This window comes from Campylobacter sp. CFSAN093224, from assembly GCF_012897395.1.
GTDB classification, from domain to species: domain Bacteria; phylum Campylobacterota; class Campylobacteria; order Campylobacterales; family Campylobacteraceae; genus Campylobacter_D; species Campylobacter_D jejuni.
Genome location: NZ_CP040607.1, coordinates 154,920 through 172,943 on the forward strand (window position 1 = coordinate 154,920; position 18,024 = coordinate 172,943).

Annotated in this window: 25 protein-coding genes and 1 tRNA gene; 5 read left to right on the plus strand and 21 right to left on the minus strand. The window is 28.0% G+C overall.

The features are described 5' to 3' along the window. Positions 1 to 9 precede the first annotated feature (9 nt). The 14 genes from FBF11_RS00750 to mqnP all read right to left on the minus strand — a co-directional run bounded on the left by FBF11_RS00750 (position 10) and on the right by mqnP (position 9,217). Positions 10 to 816, minus strand: coding sequence for a hypothetical protein (locus FBF11_RS00750; protein ID WP_057042232.1), 807 nt, complete (start codon positions 814 to 816; stop codon positions 10 to 12). Further along, the gene (locus FBF11_RS00755; RefSeq protein ID WP_002868439.1) at positions 810 to 1,748 is read right to left on the minus strand and encodes a membrane protein; all 939 of its coding nucleotides are present in this window, start codon (positions 1,746 to 1,748) and stop codon (positions 810 to 812) included. The genes FBF11_RS00750 and FBF11_RS00755 overlap by 7 nt, the downstream gene beginning before the upstream one ends. Beyond that, on the minus strand, positions 1,741 to 2,424 hold the full coding sequence (gene rlmB / locus FBF11_RS00760) for a 23S rRNA (guanosine(2251)-2'-O)-methyltransferase RlmB (protein WP_002851944.1): 684 nt from the start codon (positions 2,422 to 2,424) through the stop codon (positions 1,741 to 1,743). Before rlmB ends, FBF11_RS00755 begins: the two co-directional genes overlap by 8 nt. Positions 2,425 to 2,437: 13 nt before the next feature. After that, complete coding sequence (rsmI, locus tag FBF11_RS00765; protein WP_002869759.1) at positions 2,438 to 3,262, minus strand: 16S rRNA (cytidine(1402)-2'-O)-methyltransferase; 825 nt, start codon at positions 3,260 to 3,262, stop codon at positions 2,438 to 2,440. Between the two features lie 2 nt (positions 3,263 to 3,264). Further along, positions 3,265 to 3,465 (minus strand): 50S ribosomal protein L31, encoded by a 201-nt coding sequence (gene rpmE / locus FBF11_RS00770; protein WP_002851603.1) that lies wholly within the window; start codon positions 3,463 to 3,465, stop codon positions 3,265 to 3,267. 78 nt (positions 3,466 to 3,543) lie between these two features. After that, positions 3,544 to 4,200 (minus strand): 16S rRNA (uracil(1498)-N(3))-methyltransferase, encoded by a 657-nt coding sequence (locus FBF11_RS00775; RefSeq protein WP_002851903.1) that lies wholly within the window; start codon positions 4,198 to 4,200, stop codon positions 3,544 to 3,546. Between the two features lies 1 nt (position 4,201). After that, the gene (locus tag FBF11_RS00780; RefSeq protein ID WP_002851635.1) at positions 4,202 to 4,609 is read right to left on the minus strand and encodes a membrane protein; all 408 of its coding nucleotides are present in this window, start codon (positions 4,607 to 4,609) and stop codon (positions 4,202 to 4,204) included. Beyond that, positions 4,609 to 5,034, minus strand: coding sequence for a cytochrome c (locus tag FBF11_RS00785; protein ID WP_002851842.1), 426 nt, complete (start codon positions 5,032 to 5,034; stop codon positions 4,609 to 4,611). Before FBF11_RS00785 ends, FBF11_RS00780 begins: the two co-directional genes overlap by 1 nt. Beyond that, entirely contained in the window at positions 5,034 to 5,615 is a 582-nt protein-coding gene (locus FBF11_RS00790; RefSeq protein WP_002858675.1) for a 6-carboxytetrahydropterin synthase, read from the minus strand. The genes FBF11_RS00785 and FBF11_RS00790 overlap by 1 nt, the downstream gene beginning before the upstream one ends. Beyond that, positions 5,612 to 6,355, minus strand: a complete 744-nt coding sequence (locus FBF11_RS00795) for a 7-carboxy-7-deazaguanine synthase QueE (protein ID WP_057096845.1) — start codon at positions 6,353 to 6,355, stop codon at positions 5,612 to 5,614. Before FBF11_RS00795 ends, FBF11_RS00790 begins: the two co-directional genes overlap by 4 nt. 2 nt (positions 6,356 to 6,357) lie before the next feature. Then, complete coding sequence (moaA, locus tag FBF11_RS00800; RefSeq protein ID WP_002868437.1) at positions 6,358 to 7,320, minus strand: GTP 3',8-cyclase MoaA; 963 nt, start codon at positions 7,318 to 7,320, stop codon at positions 6,358 to 6,360. A gap of 12 nt (positions 7,321 to 7,332) precedes the next feature. Next, on the minus strand, positions 7,333 to 7,848 hold the full coding sequence (locus FBF11_RS00805; protein ID WP_002851715.1) for a hypothetical protein: 516 nt from the start codon (positions 7,846 to 7,848) through the stop codon (positions 7,333 to 7,335). Then, positions 7,845 to 8,342 (minus strand): hypothetical protein, encoded by a 498-nt coding sequence (locus FBF11_RS00810; RefSeq protein ID WP_002851641.1) that lies wholly within the window; start codon positions 8,340 to 8,342, stop codon positions 7,845 to 7,847. Before FBF11_RS00810 ends, FBF11_RS00805 begins: the two co-directional genes overlap by 4 nt. Then, positions 8,333 to 9,217: a menaquinone biosynthesis prenyltransferase MqnP gene (gene mqnP / locus FBF11_RS00815; RefSeq protein ID WP_002851905.1), complete on the minus strand. Its 885-nt coding sequence runs from the start codon at positions 9,215 to 9,217 to the stop codon at positions 8,333 to 8,335. The genes FBF11_RS00810 and mqnP overlap by 10 nt, the downstream gene beginning before the upstream one ends. A 70-nt stretch (positions 9,218 to 9,287) precedes the next feature. On the opposite strand from mqnP, the gene miaA reads away from it, so the two are divergent. Next, the gene (gene miaA / locus FBF11_RS00820; protein WP_002851982.1) at positions 9,288 to 10,157 is read left to right on the plus strand and encodes a tRNA (adenosine(37)-N6)-dimethylallyltransferase MiaA; all 870 of its coding nucleotides are present in this window, start codon (positions 9,288 to 9,290) and stop codon (positions 10,155 to 10,157) included. Here the strand turns inward: miaA and FBF11_RS00825 are convergent. Beyond that, positions 10,143 to 10,706 (minus strand): manganese efflux pump MntP family protein, encoded by a 564-nt coding sequence (locus FBF11_RS00825; protein ID WP_002851996.1) that lies wholly within the window; start codon positions 10,704 to 10,706, stop codon positions 10,143 to 10,145. The two genes, miaA and FBF11_RS00825, sit on opposite strands and share 15 nt — an antisense overlap. Positions 10,707 to 10,853: 147 nt before the next feature. Between FBF11_RS00825 and FBF11_RS00830 the strand changes: the two genes are divergently transcribed. Next, positions 10,854 to 10,928: transfer RNA gene (locus FBF11_RS00830), tRNA-Glu, on the plus strand. Positions 10,929 to 11,063: 135 nt separating this feature from the next. Here FBF11_RS00830 and FBF11_RS00835 read toward each other — a convergent pair. Beyond that, on the minus strand, positions 11,064 to 11,246 hold the full coding sequence (locus FBF11_RS00835) for a hypothetical protein (RefSeq protein ID WP_002851904.1): 183 nt from the start codon (positions 11,244 to 11,246) through the stop codon (positions 11,064 to 11,066). 267 nt (positions 11,247 to 11,513) lie between these two features. Between FBF11_RS00835 and sodB the strand changes: the two genes are divergently transcribed. From sodB to FBF11_RS08420, 3 genes are all read left to right on the plus strand, one after another. After that, positions 11,514 to 12,176, plus strand: a complete 663-nt coding sequence (gene sodB / locus FBF11_RS00840; protein WP_002851662.1) for a superoxide dismutase [Fe] — start codon at positions 11,514 to 11,516, stop codon at positions 12,174 to 12,176. A 68-nt stretch (positions 12,177 to 12,244) separates the two neighbouring features. Next, a complete protein-coding gene (locus tag FBF11_RS08415) occupies positions 12,245 to 12,463 on the plus strand; it encodes a hypothetical protein (protein ID WP_002857297.1) in 219 nt (72 codons plus the stop codon). Between the two features lie 109 nt (positions 12,464 to 12,572). After that, entirely contained in the window at positions 12,573 to 12,935 is a 363-nt protein-coding gene (locus FBF11_RS08420) for a hypothetical protein (protein ID WP_002851711.1), read from the plus strand. Between the two features lie 12 nt (positions 12,936 to 12,947). Here the strand turns inward: FBF11_RS08420 and FBF11_RS00850 are convergent, their stop codons facing one another. Genes FBF11_RS00850 through FBF11_RS00870 form a run of 5 tightly spaced genes read right to left on the minus strand, consistent with a single transcriptional unit; the run spans position 12,948 to position 17,835 of the window. Further along, entirely contained in the window at positions 12,948 to 14,153 is a 1,206-nt protein-coding gene (locus FBF11_RS00850) for a saccharopine dehydrogenase family protein (protein ID WP_002852026.1), read from the minus strand. Positions 14,154 to 14,194: 41 nt separating this feature from the next. After that, positions 14,195 to 15,103 (minus strand): ABC transporter ATP-binding protein, encoded by a 909-nt coding sequence (locus tag FBF11_RS00855; RefSeq protein WP_010891842.1) that lies wholly within the window; start codon positions 15,101 to 15,103, stop codon positions 14,195 to 14,197. Continuing rightward, positions 15,087 to 16,703 carry an iron ABC transporter permease gene (locus tag FBF11_RS00860; protein ID WP_002852018.1) on the minus strand — a complete coding sequence of 539 codons (1,617 nt, stop codon included), beginning with the start codon at positions 16,701 to 16,703 and terminating at the stop codon, positions 15,087 to 15,089. Before FBF11_RS00860 ends, FBF11_RS00855 begins: the two co-directional genes overlap by 17 nt. Continuing rightward, complete coding sequence (locus FBF11_RS00865; RefSeq protein ID WP_002880032.1) at positions 16,703 to 17,707, minus strand: Fe(3+) ABC transporter substrate-binding protein; 1,005 nt, start codon at positions 17,705 to 17,707, stop codon at positions 16,703 to 16,705. The genes FBF11_RS00860 and FBF11_RS00865 overlap by 1 nt, the downstream gene beginning before the upstream one ends. Further along, positions 17,704 to 17,835: a lipoprotein gene (locus FBF11_RS00870; protein WP_002859376.1), complete on the minus strand. Its 132-nt coding sequence runs from the start codon at positions 17,833 to 17,835 to the stop codon at positions 17,704 to 17,706. The genes FBF11_RS00865 and FBF11_RS00870 overlap by 4 nt, the downstream gene beginning before the upstream one ends. Positions 17,836 to 18,024 lie beyond the last annotated feature (189 nt).

Genomic DNA, 18,024 nt, shown 5'->3' on the forward strand with positions numbered 1-18,024 from the left:
CTTAATCCTTTATTTTTTAAGTGTGATTTTTAAACCCCTGCGTATATTATCTAAACTATACATATCGCTTACAATAGCATATATAGCACCATTTGGAATAAGTTCTGAAAAATGATTATTTTTATTTTCGCTTTTTACTGCTTTAATTAGATTCAGATTTTTATCTAAAAAGAAGATTTTAGGAAACCAATTGTCTAAATCATTTGCATCAATAATCAAATTTGTAGCATTTTTTAAATCAAGCACATAGTCTTTAAGGGGCTTTTCTAATGATTTTGGAGTATTTAAATTAACATTTGTATTGGTTTTTAATACAGCATTGGAAAAATTTAAATCATATTTATAGTCATATACCCCAATACGCTTAATATTATTTATATAGACAGAATTTTCTTTTAAGAGATTGTAAAGCGTTCCAGGATCTAAAACATATTGAGATTCTACTTGTATGGTATAGTCAATATTTCCTTCTCTTAAAATCAAATCTGTAGGGATAAAATATATATATCCAGCATCTGTTAAAACATCGGATAAAATTTTAAAAAACATAACTTCATCAGCTTTTGCTTTAAAATTTAGTCTTAGACTTTGAGGATTTGATAGTGTTAAGGCAATTAAAGAATTGGTTTTTAATATTTGAGATATTTTTGCAATATCACAATTTCCATTATTATCTATGTAAGAATTATTTGAAAATAATAATTCTAGTTGAGAATTTTTACTAGGATTGTTTACTAAATTTTTTGCTAATTCAAGACTTGAGATTGCAAAAGATATATTAACCCAAAAAGTAAGAATAATAATTTTTTTTACCATTCTTTACCTTTATTTAATTTTACAAATTCAGCAGCTGAAATACTTGTAATTTTTCCATCTTTAATCAAGAAACGTTTTGAAATTCCTGCAGGAAATTTTTGTTCTTTATTTTCTTGATCAAACATTGTTAAAGCTGCAGCCCCTGTTAAAATTAACTGATCTTTATCTAAAGAAATATTAAAATCTTTTTCTTTAACAAAGCTTGTTTTTTTAAGGCTTTTTAAATCTATCAAACCTATCCAAATCTTGGTAGAGGTTTTAAAATGTGCTTCTTTTAAAGAATCAGTTTTTGGTGTATTTGTGTCTTCTTGGATTTGGGTATTTTTTTCTTCATCGAGTAGGGTTGTGTTATTTTCACTGATATTATTTTCTATGCTTATGTTTTTATCATTTTCTTGTAATGAGATGTTTTGGCTTGGTAAAACGCTCTCTGTTTGATTTGTTTCTTGTGCTTTATTGTTGTCTATAACAACAACATTGTTTCCACCTAAAGATTTTAAATTTTCTTGTGCTTGTCCTATGATATCTATAACTGTTGCACTAGTATTATTTTGTTCATCTTTGAAAAAAGTTTTAAGTGTATCAAAATAATAAATTCCACTTCCTATAATCACTAAAACAATAAGAACAATCAAAAAAGGCCAAGTGTTAAAGGATTTTTGACTATAAGCATCTAGTTTTGGGGTTATCATTTTTGATTTTGTTTGTGGAGTAGGATTGTTTTCGTTAAGATAAGCTTCATACTCTTCGTTAAAATCACTAAAGTCGAGTTCGTATTCTCTGCTCAAAATTTTAACAAAACCTTTAACATTAAAACGACTTAAAACAGCAAAATTCTTTTCTACTAAAGCTTCAAGAAAATCAAGTTCAATTTGCGTTTTTGCTGCAACTTCTTTTAAATTTAATTCTTGTATTTTTTTCCAATTAAGCATTTAACATCCTATCACAAAGTATTGCAAAAGCAGCGCTGACATTAAGACTATCAAAATTATTTTTCATCGCAATGCCCACACATTCATCGCATTTTTTTACAATTTTAGAGCTTAAACCAAAACCCTCACTACCCAAAACTAAAACTTTTTTACCATTGCTTATTTTTACACTGTGAATTTCTTTTCCCGAGCCATCACTCGCATAAAAATAAAAACCTACTTGTTTTAGTTCATTTATTACACTTAAAGCATCGTTGCTTATCACAATAGGTAAATCAAGAGCCGCTCCGCTGCTTGTGCGAATTACTCCTTCCATGGCTAATTTTTCACCAATAAAAATTAAAGCCCCAACCCCTAAAGCATAAGCTGTACGTGTGATAGCCCCTATATTTCCTACATCACTAATTCCATAAAGCATAACAATAAAATCATTTTTTTTGATCTCATTTAAATTTGCAAAAGAACTTTCTTTAATATCTAGCAAAAAACCTTGATGATTTCCACCTTTCGCATAAGCTTGAGCAGTTTTAAAATCAAGTTTTTTGATTTTAAAACCTGATTTTGCGATTTTGGAAAAAGTAATTTTATCACATTCTTTTGCTAAATAAAGCTCATTGATACAGTCTTTATGATATTCTAAAATATAAAAAAATATTTGCTTCCCATAAACTATCATATTAAAATTTTACCTAATCTTGACTTAAAAGCAGTTTTTGATAAATTTCTTTTGCATTTTTTCCATTGATCTTTGATAATAATTTTGCTTTTGCTTTTAAAGACAGCTCTAAATCCATAATATCTTTTTCACAAAGAGTATTTTGCAAAAAATTTTGCTCTTTTGATTGCAGTACTACAACCCATTCACCGTTTAAATTAGACTTTTTTAAAATTTCAGAAAGCTCTTTAGCATTGCCTTTAAATTTTTTTTCAAATTTTTTACTGATTTCTTTAATCAAAAAAATTTCTCTTTGGCTGTCTAGAATCATAATCTGTTCTACTAAAGATAAAATACGCTTGGGGGATTCGTAAATAATACTTGGATAAGGAAAGTTTAAAATTTTTTCTATATCTTTTTGTCTTTCTTTGCCTTTATTTGCTAAAAAACCAATAAAGATAAATTCTTTTTGACAAAATGCTGAGCTTACAAGAGCAACTAAGGCTGCATTTGCACCTGGTAAAATTTCATAGGTGATATTATTTTCTTGTGCAAATTCTACCAAAGCCTTGCCAGGATCACTAATCCCTGGCATTCCTGCATCGCTTAAATAAGCTACATTTTTTTCAAATATCTTTAAATCAATACTTGCTAAAACTTCTTTTTCATTATGGGAGTGTAAGGCTATAAATTTAGAAATATGTATATCAGTGTGAAATTTGGTATTTAATAACGAAATCAAAGACTTACTTACTCTTGTATCTTCGCAAAACACAAGATCGCAAGTCTTTAAAAGTTCTAAGGCTCTAAAAGAAATATCGCTTAAATTTCCTATGGGAGTAGGAATAAAATAAAGCATAATTATTGCATTGCGTATTTTTTCTTAAATTTCTCTACACGACCTGCAGCATCTACAATTTTTTCACTGCCTGTAAAAAAAGGATGGCAATTTGAACAAATATCTACTCTTAATTCTGCTTTGTTTGACTTTGTTGTAAAAGTATTTCCACAAGCACAACTTACTTTGCATTCTACATATTCTGGGTGAATTTCTTTTTTCATTAGTTTTCCTTAAAAATTAAAACAATAAGCCGTTATTATAAATTATTTAACATAAAAAAGAGATTAATTTAAGAAAAGTTAAAGCAAAATTTTTGAAGCTATAGCTATAATAGCTGTTTGACTTTTTAGAATATTAGAGCTTTTAAGAGAGATTTTCCGGTTAAACAATAATCTCTCATCATTGTTAAATCCACCTTCAGGACCTATAAAATATAATTCTTTTTCATCGAAATGACTTTGTTGTTCTCCTTGAAAATCAACCATAATTGCATTTGGAAATTTTTGAACAAATTCTTGAGTGCTTTGGTGGATAATTAAATCCATTTTAGTATTTCTACCGCATTGTTCACAAGAAGAAATAATGATTTTTTCAAATCTTTCTAAATCGATTTTAAAATTTCTTTGTGAAAAATTTGTAAAAACCAAATGTAACTTTTTTACTCCAAGTTCATTTAAGAAAGGTAGAGTTTTTTCTAAAATTTTAATATCTATAATGGCTAAGGCTAAGTTTAATTCACTTTGTTTTATATTTTGTGATTTTTTGTTTAAAAATTTTAAAGTGCAAGAATTTCTTGTTAAATTTGTGATTGTATAGTTGTAAAGAAAATTATCTTGTAAATTTCTAAGATTTAGCTCCGAATTTTCCTTTACTCTTCTTACTTTTAAATGGTTAAAGTTTTCACCTTGAAGTTGTATAAACTCTTCTCCAGCTTGCTTGTTATACAAAAATTGCATTTTATAGATATCTTTCTATTAAAAAAGGCAAAAACAATAAAAAAATTTCAAAAGGTAAAATCAAACAACTAATCCATCTAAAAGTGGCATATTTTCTAAATCTTCTTGCTTTTTTAAAACAAACAAAGTGAAAAATTGCTAAGGCAAAAATTAAGATCCAAGAAAAAATCATTACCCAGATATTGACATTCATTTGAAATTGTTTCATTGCTGATAACAAACAACCTGTAAAAATAATCAAAGCTAAAAATAAATAATAAATTGGTAAAAATAATCGTATTCTGCGAATAAAAATGAATTCGGTTTTAAAATTTCCTTGTGTTAGTATAAGATAAAAAAGCATTAAAAAACCGCTCGCATAAAGACTATAAAGATGTAAAGCTAAAAAGAATTCGTAACTTTGATCCATTATTTTCCTTTGTTTATAAAATCAGCTAAATTTTGAATTTGTTCATCACTTAAAAAACTATGGTTTTTATCTTTTATCGTTTTTATTTTTTGTATAAAAATTTTATTGCTCAAGGTTTTAATGGCCGTGCTGTTTTTAGGTTTTAATTCCCCTTTTTCTCCATGACAAGTGGCGCATTTTTGTTTATATAAAGAGTTGATAATACTAGGATTGACTTCATGTTCATCATTTGAACTTTGTGCTTCATCATCTACAGGTAAAGGCAGGTTGGAGTCACTTAATTCTGTTTTTTCATCGTTTTGTTCTATTTGGACTACTTCTTGATCTGTATTTTGAGTCTTGGAAATATTTTTTTCATCATTAGAACAGGCAGATAAAACTAATAAAAAAAAACTTAAGGCAATTAAAATTTTAGCTTTTTGCATTAAATCTCCTTTGGATTTATAAAAATTTCTTCATTTTTTAATTTGTTATAAAAATCTATATCATTCCATTCTGCTTTAATGCCATTGGAAAATTCTATGTCTTGAAGTGAAATTTTTGGCATTAGCTCACTATAGGCATCTTCTCTAAAACCTTGTGCATAGCCTGTTCTTGTTTCATGAACAATGATGCTTTGTAAAGTCACTCCTTGTTCTCCATTTACCATTTTTGTTTGTTTTAATAAAGCATCTATAAGTATGAAAAATACACGACAAAAATTTTCAGCACTTACATTAACAGGCAGGCAAATCCAACGACTTGAATATTTTTTCATTTCTTCTAAATATTTTGCGTCATCATATTTAAAAAGAGTGATAGCATGATCAAAACTATCAATAATTTGGCGTATATAGGTTTTTAAAAGTCCAAAATCATAGACCATTCCAGCATTATCTAAATATTTGCTTTCAAGTAAAACTTCAACTTTGTAAGAATGTCCATGAATGCTACTTTTGCAACGCTTAGAAGAACAAAATCTAACAATGTGTGCGTTTTCAAATTCAAATAATTTTCTTATAATCATACACCCTCTTTATCGTTCCAAAGACGAATATGAATTCTATCAGAATAATTATAACCATTCTTAATACAAAATTCAGCAATTTTTTGAGCATTTTTTTTAAGGTTTTGCTCATTTTCACCCATAGGCATACAAAAAATTTGATTTGGAGCTTCTTTTAGAATTTCATTGATTTCTAAAAATGAATTATCAAGAGTATTGGCATCTAAAACAAATTTATAAAAACTATCTTTTGCGTAATTTTTAAATGCTTTTAAAGCTTTAAAATTTAATCGTTTATCTTTTTTTATCCCACTATTTTGGAGTTTAACGCTTAAAGCAAAAATACATTCTTTGTAAAAAGGATATCTATCAAAATCAATTTCTATGCTTCCATTGCTTTCAAAGTGTATTTCGAATTTATTTTTTAATAACATTTGGATAAATTCTATAAATTCAGGATTTTCATAATAGATTAATGGCTCTCCACCTGTGATAACAACTATAGGATCAAAGTCTTTTTTTAATTTTATCACTCTTTTTAAAAGTTCATTAGCATTTAAAGTTTCATAACTTTCTTTAAAATCTTTTGTGAAAACAGCTCTTATCGTGTCACATCCAATGAGAGTTTTATCGTTTTTTGATATTTTTACATTAAAACCTAAACAGTTGAAATTGCAACCAGCAAAACGCATAAAAATAGCTAATTTTCCATTATATTTGCCTTCTCCTTGAATGCTTAAGAAACTTTCAACAAGTTGCAAAATTAACCTCCAGTTTGATAAAAAGCACGAGATGAGGTTTCATTATCAACAACACTCCATTTATTTTTTTCTGGTTTATTTCTTAATACTTCTTGTAATATTTCTACAGCGGCTTTAATATCACCTTTTCGAACCGCTTCTTTTATGCTTAATGCTTCATCAAAATAAAGGCAAGGTATTAACAAGCCTTCAGCACTTAAGCGTATGCGATTGCAAGAATCGCAAAATTCATGGCTATGAGGATCTATAATTCCAAATTCATAATCATCTGCCTTGTAAATACTCACAGGTGCTTTTTCATCTTTTTTTATAAGTTGAATTTGATATTTTTGACTCAAAATTTGTATAATTTCATCTCTTTTTAATCCTTGTAATTTACCATAAGCATGAGTATTTTCCATAAATTCTATAAAGCGAATTTGAGCTTTTTTTGATTTTGCAAATTCCAAAAGAGATATCAGTTCATCATCGTTTAAATTTTTAAGAGCTACAGTATTAAGTTTTACTTTCAAATCTAGATTTAAAGCTTCATCAATTCCAGATAAAACACTATCTAATACATCTTTTTGCGCAAGAGTTTTTGCTTTTTTGTGATCTAGGGTATCAAGTGAAATATTAAGTCGTTTAAGTCCAGCATTTTTTAGGTCTTTAGCAAAGTCTTTTAGTAAAAATCCATTTGTAGTTATAGCAAGGTCAATATCGCTTTTATAATCGCTAATCATTTTTATAAAAATACTTAAATCTTTTCTTAATAAAGGTTCCCCACCTGTTATACGGATTTTTTCAATTCCTTCGTCTATAGCTGCTTTAACAAATAAAAAAAGTTCTTCAAAGCTTAATAAATTTTCTTTTGGCTGATAATCGAAAGGAATTTTTGGCATACAATAAAGGCAGCGAAAGTTACATCTTTGTGTAACTGAAATTCTAAGATAATTTATCTTTCTACCGAATTGATCTATAAGCATTTATTTTCCATTCTATTTTATTAATTTCTTAAATTTTAAGACAAGTTCTACATTTCCAGTGCCAATGCGTAAATCTTTAGCGATTTGTTCTATGCTTTTTCCTTCTTTGAAAAGATTTTCTATTTTTTGTTCTTCTGTATCGTAATTTGGTGTAAGTTTAGCCATGCTTTGTGCTTTTTGTTCCAAATTTAAAAGACGATTTTGTTGTTCATTTTGAAAATCTTCTATGATATGTTCCATAGTTTTTAGTGTTCTTAAAACAGGAGTGATTTTTGAACTGATTTGTTTATCAAGTTCAATCATAATTTCTTCTTTTAAAAGAGAGGTTTTATAGTCTTCATCCTCTTCGCTATCATCTTTAACTCCTAATTCTTTACGAAAATAATGAAGTTCTTTGGTAATATCTTCTATCACATTTTGAAGTTTTGCTATTTTTGCATTATTTTCTCTTTCTTTGATATTCATGTAGGCTAGCATTGCAATTAAAAGCACAATTATAAAAACTAAATAAAGTACATCATCACTCATTCTTGGCCTTTCTTATTTCTTATCATATTTCTTTGGATTTCAACAACAAAAGCATCAAAAGCCATTTTGTCTTCAGGCTTAATTTTGATAATTTTTGCCAATGTTTGACTTTGAGCTTTGATAAAAATAGCTATTTTTTGATTATTTAAATCAAATCTTAAATAATATTCTTTATCTTCTTCTAAAATAGTATCCAAAAAATTTAGATACTCAAAATTTAAAGATTCTATTACCCCTTTTTGCTTAAGTGGTATAAGTTCTTTATTTTTATCTAAAGAATTTTCAAGTCTTAAAATATCTTCTTTTAGACTTAAAAGAAGATCAAAAATAATTTTTTCACCCTCGTCAAAATCAATGCGTAAAGCAAGTTTTTTCCATTTTAAAATTTGAGAAATTGCTCCAAGTTTTAGGTATTCTCCAAGAAAACGGTTATTTTCTATTTCACAACATTCTAAATGAGCTTCAAATCCTGCTTTAAAAAGTGCTAATTCCATAATAAATCAATCCAAATAAAAATAAAAAAGATAATACTTAAATAACCATTTAGAGTAAAAAATGCTCTATCAATATGAGCAAAATTCTTATGAACAATTTTATGTTCCAAGGCTAAAATAATACCGCTTATAATTACCCCAATAAGTGCTATTTTTCCAAGTGCTACACCCCAAACTTCCCACACAAAAAGAAGCCAAAATAATACCGCTAAAATATGGCAAAAAGATGATATAAATAAAGTAGCCTTTGAACCAAATTTAGCAGGAATAGAGTGAAGTCCTATTTTTTTATCATACTCCATATCTTGTAAAGAATAAAGCAGATCAAACCCAGCTGTCCAAAAAGTTACACCTAAACATAAAATAACGCTATAAATGTGAATTTCACCCATAATTATAACACTTCCTGCAATAGGCGCAAGTCCTAAACAAAATCCTAAAACTAAATGTGCTAAAGAACTAAAGCGCTTAAAAGCTGAATAAATAGCCAATACCAAAAGCACAGGAAAAGACAAATAAAAGGCCAAGGTATTAATAAAATAAGAACATGATATAAAAATAAGTGCATTAATAATGATAAAAATCCATACGCTTTTTCTACCTATTTTTCCACTGACATTAGGGCGATTTGCACAACGAGGATTATCCTTATCTATATCTTCATCCATTAAACGATTTGTAGCCATGGCAAAATTTCTTGCACTTACTGCACAAATAATGCCTAAAATCAACGCCTTAAAACCAAACCAAGCAGTGTCATTTGCAAGTTTTGATGCTACAATCATAGAGGAAAATAAAAAAGGCAAAGCAAAAATAGAATGCTTAAATACTACAAGTTCTAAAATATCTTTAAATTTTATCCAGAATGTGTTCATTTTTCTACTTTAAAATATTTTTTGCTATGATTTTACTAAAATTTTTATAAATTTTAGGATAAATATTAAAATGTTTTTTGAAATAGCATTAATAGGAACAACCGCGAGTGGAAAAACATACATAGCCAATACTTTAGCAAGAGAATTTAATGCTGTTGTTTTAAGTCTTGATAGTCTTTGTGTTTATAAAGAGATTAATATAGCAAGTGCCAAGCCTTCACAAGATGATCTTGCGAGTATAAAATACTTTGGGGTAAATTTATTGAGCGTGAATGAACATTTTAATGTTGAGTTATTCATAAGAGAATATCAAAAAGCAAAAGAATTTGCTTTAGCTAGAAATTTACCTCTAATTATAGTAGGTGGAACTGGATTTTATTTAAAAACTATGATAGATGGTTTAAGTGAAAAAACCTTAGAGTCAAAGAGTTCTTTAAATAACGATGAAATTTATGCTCTTTTATTAAATATTGATCCAAACTATAAAATAGAAAAAAATGATACTTATAGATTAAAAAAATGGCTGGGTATTTATGAACAAACAAGAGAAATTCCTAGTGAATTTTTAAAAAGAACACAAAAAACTGGGGTGCTTAAAGATATAGAAATTTATGAGCTTGCGTGGGATAAAGAAATTTTAAAAAAACGTATTAAAACTAGAACAAAAGAAATGCTTGATAATGGACTTTTAGATGAAGCAAAAATTCTTTTTTCTAAATTTGATCATAAACTTAAAGCATTAAATTCTATAGGTTTGAAAGAGTGTAAAGAATATTTAGATGGAGAAATTTCCTTTAAAGAGCTTGAAAATTTAATCACGATACATACTACACAACTTGCCAAAAGACAAAGAACTTTTAATAAAAAATTTCAAAGTAAAGCCTTGGAATTTGATAAAGCTTTAGCTACTTTAAGAATGAAATTTTCAATCGAAAAATAAATGTTCTATTAGAATTTTTACTCCTAGTATAATTAAAACCAATCCGCCTAAAAGTTCAGCTTTATTTTTAAGATAAATTCCAAATTTATTCCCTATTTTTAGAGCAATGATACATAAAATGAAGGTGATAATACCTATTAAAAATATAGCTAATAATAAATTTACATTTAAAAATGCAAAACTCACACCAACTGCTAGTGCATCGATACTCGTAGCAATTGCTAAAGCTAGCATGGTTTTAAAGCCAAATTGATTGGCATTACTATCGCAATTTTCATTTTCCAATGACTCTTTGATCATTTTTAATCCTATTAAAGAAAGTAAAATAAAAGCTATCCAATGATCAATACTCGCAATAAAAGATGCAAAAGTTATGCCTATAAAATAACCAATAGTTGGCATCAAAGCTTGAAATCCACCAAAATAAATTCCAACAATAAGATAATGTTTTAAATGTAGTTTTTTAACACTAAAACCTTTGCATAGTGATACAGCAAAAGCATCCATTCCTAAAGCACAGGATAAAAAAATAAGACTATAAAAATCCATAACAAATCCTAAAATTTTATAAAAAATTGAAGATGAAATTATAATCAAACAAAGATAAAAATCACATAATTTTGATATATTTAATTAAATTTTAAGAAATAAATATATATAATTCAATTTCATTTTTATTTTTTACTCCTTAAAAGTGGCCCATTCGTCTAGCGGTTAGGACATCGCCCTTTCACGGCGGTAACACGAGTTCGAGTCTCGTATGGGTCACCACTTTTTAATTTTTCTTTTAAAATAACAATTTTTTCATTTTTTCTATTGAAATTTAATAAATATTAATAATTTATTTTGTAGAATACGAATAGCTTTTGATATAAGTCTATTATAGACTTATATCAAGGCTGGGCATTATTGAGCTGGTGTTTGCTCTTTTGTTTTTTTGTGAGTTTTAGCTTCATGTTTTTTATCAGCTTTAGCTTTTGAATGATGAGCTTTTGTATGTGTTTGATTTACATCGCTTGGAGTATTAGCTGCAAAAACATTAGCTGCGAAAGCACCTAGTAATGCTGAGATTAGTACAACTTTTTTCATATTTTCCTCCTTATGAATAATTTTTAGTTGCAAATTAATTGTAATTATTAAAAATCAACAAATAGATATTTTTTGTAAAAATATTTCAAAAAAATATAATTTTTTATATATATTTAAATTATTATTAAAATATATTATAAATGTATCTTATTTTATTTAGATTAAATAAATAGAAATTTTACCCACTAAGCTTTTAAGATATTTTTACTCTTTTTAATATTATTATGGTAATATTTTCAATATCAAACTAAAAATAAAGGAGAAATTATGTTTGAATTAAGAAAATTACCTTATGATACCAATGCTTTTGGTGATTTTTTGAGTGCTGAAACTTTTAGCTATCATCATGGAAAACATCACAATACTTATGTTACAAATCTAAATAATCTTATTAAAGATACTGAATTTGCAGGTAAAGATCTTGTAAGTATTATCAAAACTTCAAATGGGGGCGTATTTAATAACGCAGCTCAAGTTTATAATCATGATTTTTATTTTGATTGCATTAAGCCAAGTACAGGCTGTGGCTGTGGCGGTTCATGTCAAAGTATAGATGCTAATTTACAAGCGGCACTAGAAAAAGAATTTGGATCTTTAGAAAATTTCAAAGCTGAATTTATCAAAGGCGCTACAGGAGTTTTTGGTTCAGGATGGTTTTGGTTAGTTTATAATACTAAAAATCAAAAACTAGAATTTGTAGGTACTTCAAACGCAGCTACACCAATTACTGAAGATAAAGTTCCTTTACTTGTTGTAGATGTTTGGGAACATGCTTATTATGTAGATCATCGCAATGCACGCCCTGCTTATTTAGAAAAATTCTATGCTCATATTAACTGGGAATTTGTTGCAAAAGCTTACGAATGGGCTTTAAAAGAAGGCATGGGATCAGTTAGCTTTTATGCAAATGAACTTCACCCTGTAAAATAACTTTAATCCTTTTTGTGCTAGAATGGATTTTGACATTAAGTCAACATTCTACACAAAAAGGGGCAAAAATGGATAATTCTTTATCTGCATATACTCAAAAATATGACAAAGAAGGTTATGGACTTCAATATCCTGATGGTCATGTTATAAGATTTTACGAGAGAATCTTAAAATACAAACTAAGCAAAACAAGTGGAAAATTACTTGATTTTGGTTGTGGAAATGGAGTGCATTCTAAGTATTTTAAAAATATAACCGGGGGGGGGTATAGAGCCTTATGGCATTGATATAGTTCCTAGTTTAAAAAAAGTTTGGGAAAAAGATCCTTGCTTAGATTCTAAAAATTTTCACATCATATCTCCTAATTCTAGCTTTAAAAAACTCTTCAATACAAAAATGGATTTTATATTTGCAAATCAAAGCTTATATTATCTTACAAAACAAGCTTTTAAAGAAGCTGTGCAAGAATTTTATGAACTATGCAATGAAGGAGCTATTATATTTGCAACCATGATGAGCGATAAAGGCTATAGTATGTATGAAAGAGGAGAACTTATGGATAATAGCTTGCGTGAAGTAAAAGGATGTCCAAGTGGTAGATTGAGTGGTTCTTCATATATACGCTTTACTAAAGACATAGAAGAATTAAAAGAAGATTTTAAACCTTTTAAACCTTTATTTTGGGGAGATTATGAATTAATTAATCTGTATAATTTTGAAGGCAGTGTGGAGCACTTTATTTATATAGGACAAAAGTAAGTGCTCTAGCACTTACTCTCCTAAGCTTGGAGTCATTTCGATAATCTTCCAAGGAAGTCCTTGAGAATTCAGCTCTTCCATAAAAGGCTTAGCGTCAAATTCTTCCATATTAAACACGCCTTTTCCTTGCCAAATTCCTTTAGCGATTAATTTCGTACCTATCATAGCAGGAACACCTGTAGTATAGCTCACAGCTTGCGCGCCAGTTTCTTTGTAACATTCTTCATGATTGCAAACATTATAAATATAAACTTGTTTGTCTTTTCCATCTTTTTTACCACGAATCACGCAACCTATATTGGTATAACCTTTAGTGCGTGGTCCTAAACTTGCAGGATCAGGAAGCAAGGTTTTTAAAAATTCTATAGGAATGATTTCTTTACCTTGGTGTATCACAGGTTTAATCCCTAGCATTCCAACATTTTCAAGACATTTCATGTGAGTTAAATAACTTTGTCCAAAAGTCATAAAAAAGCGTATTCTTTTTAAACCTTTGATATTTTTTACCAAGCTTTCAAGTTCTTCATGATAAAGCAAATAGCTATCTTTCACTCCTACTTCTGGATAATCCCACTCCATTTTTATTTCCATAGGCTGCGTTTCTATCCACTTGCCATTTTCCCAATAACGCCCTTTAGCAGAAACCTCACGCAGATTGATTTCAGGGTTAAAATTCGTCGCAAAAGCATAGCCATGATCACCTGCATTGCAATCTAAAATATCTATATAAGAAATTTCATCAAATAAATTTTGCTGTGCATAAGCACAAAAAACATTAGTTACACCAGGATCAAATCCACTTCCTAAAAGTCCTAAAATTCCTGCTTGTTTAAACTCATCATTTCTCGCCCATTGCTCTTTGTATTCAAATTTAGCTAAATCAGGATGTTCATAATTTGCCGTATCTATATAATCAATCCCTGCTTTTATACAAGCATCCATTAAACTCAAATCTTGATAAGGCAAAGCCACATTGAGTAAAATTTGTGCTTCTGTTTTCTTGATAAGTTCTACAACTGCATTGCTATCATCAGCATCAATTTGCGCCGTTTCAATTTGAACCCCTAAACGCTCTTTGATAAAAGCAGCGATTTCATCACATTTGCTTTTTGTTCTACTAGCTAAAGTGATTTTACTAAAAGTATCAGAATTCATTGCGCATTTTACAGTAGCCACACGACTTACCCCACCTGCGCCTATGATTAAAAGATTTTTCATTCCTATCCTTCAAAAATTTTTTTGATTTTATCAAATTTAAACTAAAAATTGATAATATCAAAACTTATTTTCTCTTCTAAATCATAACTTGAGCTCACCAAAATAAAAAAAATTATATTTTTATAAAGTAATTTTAGCCTACAAAAAGCCCCTAAAAATTCTTTTTGTAAAATTTTAGCCTCAAAGCGATTTCCTATTTTAAGCTCTGCATAACCAAAAATATAATTTTTTGAAGCTATCCAAGCAAAAAATTCATCTTCTAAATCAAGTTTTTCTTCTATGATATTTAAATCAGGTAAAATTTGTGCACTTTTAAAATCAGGTTTAAAATAAAGCTCTTTAGGATTTGCATGAGCTAAAATTTTTCCTTTTTCTAAAAAAGCGATTTGATCAGACATACAATAAGCATCTTCAATATCATGAGTTACCATAATAGCCGTAATGCCTTGATTTTCTATCATTTTTTTCAATTCTCTTCTTAAATCCTGTTTTAAATTTTGATCCAAATTAGAAAAAGGTTCATCTAAAAGCAAAAGCTTACATCCTCTTGCCATAGCTCTAGCAAAAGCCACTCTTTGCGCTTGTCCTCCTGAAATTTCATCGATTTTTTTATATCTTAAATCTTCAATTTCAAAAGTTTTAAGCAAATGATTTAAAATTTGATTTTTATCTTTTTTATCATAAAGTGCAAAAAGTATGTTTTTCTCAACATTTAAATGAGGAAATAAAGCATAATTTTGAAACATCAAAGCCACTTCACCTTTGCAAGAAAACAAATCATAAGAACTAGCTTGTTCAAGCTTAGCAATAATCCTTAAAAGCGTGCTTTTTCCGCTTCCACTACCTCCTAAAATGCTTAAAAATTCTCCTTCTTTGACATGAAGATTGATATTTTCTAAAGCTTGTATTTTTCCAAAATTTTTAGATAAATTTTTAATTTCTAACATCATCTTTCCTTGTGATTTTATCCATCCAAACAACAACCATTAAAGAAAGAAAAACGATAAACAAGGAAGGCAAAGCTGCATCATAAATTCTTTCATCACTTGCAAACCAGAAAGCTTTAACACTTAAAGTTTCAAAGCCAAAAGGCGCTAAAATTCTACTTAAAGGAAGTTCTTTAATCGTATCAATAAAAACAATAATAAAAGCCAAAAATAAAAAATGTTTCATTAAAGGTGTGTGAATTTTAAAAAATAAAATAAAATAACTCGTTCTTAAATTTAAACTTGCTTCATCAATATTTAGATGAATTTTATTATATCCTCCCTCTAAAGAATAAATTGCACTCGCTAAAAAACGAATTATATAAGCAAAAACAAGAACAAGTAAAGAATTTCCCAATAAACTCATGTGAAAAAATTTATCCAAAAATACAAAAAGCACTATAATGCTAATCCCTAAAGCAGCAGCAGGTATAGAATAACCCAAAGAACTTATTTTTAAAATAAATAAATTAAAAAAATGATTTTTAACTATTCTAGAGCTAAACATCAAAAAATAAGCTAAAAAAGTGGTAATTAAAGCAGTGATTAAAGCTAAGATTATAGTTTGAAAACTGATAATATAAAATTGCGATTCAAAAAGCTTATGATCTTTTAGCCCCCAATAAACTAGCCAAATAAAAGGTAAAATAAAACCTACAAAAGCAATCATAAAACAATAAATACAGGATAGAATTTGTTTAATAGGATTTAATTTTCTTTTTTTGATAAAAAGAGCTAAATTTTGATTAAAACTATAATGATGTTTATTTTTATAATAATAATCCACATACATAATCAAAAATACAAAAAGCATTAAAATACCCGATAAAACACTAGAAGAATAAGAATCATTCAAATCATACCAGAGTTTAAAAATTCCAGCCGAAAAAGTATCCACTCCCAAATAAGCACTTGCACCATAATCACTCAAAGTTTCCATTAAAACCAATAAAGCTCCAGAAAAAATGGCAGGTCTTGCACTCAAAAGTGCCACGCGTGTAAAAATTCTAAATTCAGAATATTTCATGATTTTAGCTACTTCATAAGCCTCTTTAGCTTCACTTTTAAAAGCTGTTTTAGCAAATAAATAAATATAAGGATATAAAGAAATAGCCAAAACAAAAATAACACCATAATGATTGAAAAAATCTATCCTAAAGCCAAAATTTTCGTGAAAAAATCCTTGAAAATCCATAATTCCCACATAAACAAAGGCTAAAATATAAGCAGGTATGGCTAAGGGTAAAATGAGTAATTTTTCTAAAATTTTACAGAAATAAAAATCATAATTTGCAATCAAATAAGCAGAACTCACACCCAAAATCAAGCTTAAACACAATACTCCCATGCTAATTATAAAAGTATCTTTGATGAATTTTAAAAATAAATAATCAAAAAAATGACTCAAATTTTCTTTAATAGATGAAAATTGGGTTAAATCACTTGTATTAAAATTTTGAAATAAAATATAAAAAAGTTCAGCAAAAATACCAAAAATAGGTAAAGCAAGAAAAAGGGCAAGTAAAATTGCCCCGAGTTTATAGTATTTTAAGGTTTTATACATTATCTAAAACCGACTTCATCGTAAATTTTAACCGCTTCTTTAATATTTTCTGCTATCTTACTCACAGGGATTTGATCTTCTTTGAAAGTTCCAAAATCTTTTACCGTTTGGCTTAATTCTACATCATTTCTTATAGGAAATTCATAATTACTATCAGTAAGAATTTTTTGAATTTCAGGACTTAACATAAATTCCATAAATTTTTTAGCCGCATCTTGATTTTTACTTGATTTTGTCATAGCAATACCGCTAATGTTAATATGCGTTCCTCTATTGTCTTGATTAGGAAAAATAATACCCAAAGAATTCCCCACTTCTACATCTTTTGGATTTTTAGAATTCTTTAAAAGCCCTATATAATAAGTATTCATAACTGCAAATTTAGCTTCGCCTGCAAATACTTGTCTGGCTTGATCTCTATCCCCACCCTTTGGATTTGTCGCAAGATTTTCAAGCACACCTTTAGCCCATGCTTTAGCCTCTTTATTTCCGTCATTAGCTATAATAGATGCTAAAAGAGTTTTGCTATAAGGAGCTGTAGCACTTCTCATAACAATTTCTCCTTTAAATTCAGCTTTTGCTAAATCTTCATAATTTTTCATTTTGCTAATATCGATATTTGTGTTTTTGTTGTAAGCAATAATTCTTGCTCTTTTTGTAATCGCAAACCATTCTTTATCCTTATCTCTTAAATGAGCGGGTATAAATTCTTCTAAATATTTTGATGAAACAGGGGATAAAAGTCCTAAATTCTTAGCTTCTGTAAGATTTGAAATATCAGCTGTGATGAAAATATCAGCAGGAGAATTACTTCCTTCAAGAGAAAGTCTTTTAATAAGTTCTGAAGCTTTAGCTTGAGTATGATTGACCTTAATACCTGTTTTTTCTTCGAATTTTTTTATGATTTCAAAATCAGCATTATAATGTCTTGCTGAGTAAATATTAAGCTCACGAGCACCTAAAAATGAAACAGCTGTTAAAAACATAAAGAAGATTTTTTTCATATTTTATCCTTTAATTGAGAATTATACTCGGTTTTATTAAGATCTTTAAAATCGGTATGAGAATGTTCAGAGCAAGCAAAAGCAAAGCCAACGCATAGTAAAAATAAAATTATTTTTTTCATAGACATTAATTCCTTTTAGATATTTTGATAAGAAATATTAATATTAAAAAGTAAATATAAAGTAACTTAATAATTTTATAACTGATAAATATTTTCATTTTATTATAATAAATTTTGATAATAATTATAAATAATTAAATTTTAATATAAATATTTAATAGTATTTTTATATATAAAATATTAATATTCAATATC